This window comes from Alkalibacillus filiformis, assembly GCF_030814115.1.
GTDB classification, from domain to species: domain Bacteria; phylum Bacillota; class Bacilli; order Bacillales; family Alkalibacillaceae; genus Alkalibacillus; species Alkalibacillus filiformis.
The window spans coordinates 1-1,520 of sequence record NZ_JAUSUP010000028.1; the positions used below are offsets into that span (position 1 = coordinate 1).

1 protein-coding gene is annotated in these 1,520 nt (G+C 41.4%); it reads right to left on the reverse strand.

Going from position 1 to position 1,520, the window contains the following annotated elements:
• A partial coding sequence (gene ltrA, locus J2R98_RS14445; RefSeq protein WP_307070208.1) for a group II intron reverse transcriptase/maturase occupies positions 1-1,027 on the reverse strand: 1,027 nt, incomplete at its 3' end.
• Positions 1,028-1,520: the final 493 nt, after the last annotated feature.

Here is a 1,520-nt window from a genome sequence, read left to right on the forward strand (position 1 = left end):
GTAGGCTTTTCATATAACCTATCCTAAAGTAATTAACCCAGCCTCTTATGAGTTGGTTAATCCGCATCACTTGATACTTCGTATCTACACTCCAATTTCTTTTTGTTAGCTGTTTCAGTTTATATTTGAACGCTTCGACCGATTTCTGGTGTGGCTTTGCTTTATACTCATTACTTTGGTAGTCTTTAAAGAAGCCAAAACCAAGAAACTTTAGGTCAGGATTATTGGGTTTTGTCACTTTTGATTTCGTTGTGTTGACGATTAGGCCAAGCTTTTCTTCGATGAACTTTGATACCGATCGCATAACACGATTGGCAGACATTTCGCTTTTAACCATGATGATACAATCATCAGCGTATCTAACGAAACGGAGTCCTCGGTTTTCAAGCTCTTGGTCTAATTCATTCAACATGATGTTACTTAACAGAGGGGATAAATTACCACCTTGCGGTGTTCCTATGATTGTCTCCTTATATCCTTCATCGAGTTGCACTCCACTTACTAGGAACTTTCTGATGAGTGAGATGACATCACCGTCTTTCACTGTTCTCGATATTAGGTTCATTAGACGGTCATGATTGACCGTATCAAAGAAACGTTCAAGGTCTATATCCACCACCCATTCGTAACCTTCATTCATAAATTCAAGCGACTGACGTATTGCCATTTCAGCGTTTCGTCCTGGTCTAAACCCATAACTGTGTTCATGAAACTGTTGATTAAATTTAGGAGTGAGAACTTGGGTTATAGCTTGTTGGATAACCCTATCAACTACGGTTGGGATACCTAATAGTCGAACTCCCCCATCATCTTTAGGAATTTCGACCCTTCTAACTGGGGATGGTTGGTACTCTCTTTGTTTGATTCGGCGGATAATATCCTTTTTGTTTTCCAACATGTGTGATGGTAATTCTTTGATTGTTATACCATCTACACCTGCGGCACCTTTGTTTTTAATGACTTGTTTCTGTGCCTGGTCAAGGTTATCCTTTCTTAGAATTCTGTCTAAAAGTTTCTCGTCATACATGCTTGTTACTTCCTTTCCTTCTCGTAAAGTTGGTATCCACTTTAACGCGGTATGCCAGTGGTCTTTTTCCTCTTCCAATCAAGATTTCCATAACCATAAAATTGTTCAGCCCTTCGCTCTTTCTAACTTTCGTTAGACGTCTTCACTACTACGGCTTCGGCTGACTTCTCACCACCCAAACTTATATCACTACAAGTCTTTGGTGTAGGTGTTGAGACCTCCCCGGTTAAGGTGTGAGCTCTTTCACTCCATCTATCTGCCATATTTACACCGTATGATATGAGTAGCTATAGGACTTCAACTTCTTCTGCAGTCTTATCCTCATACGTTGCCTCTTATATGGTTTCTGTACGTCAAACCAGAGGTTTGTCTAGGGCTTCCTTCAGATTCCACGTCACCGTGGACACCCTTGCCTTTGACTATGTGCTTACCGCTACTAGGTCGCACTCGGGACTTTCACCCGTTAGAGCTCACCCATGCCGGGCAAACAGAA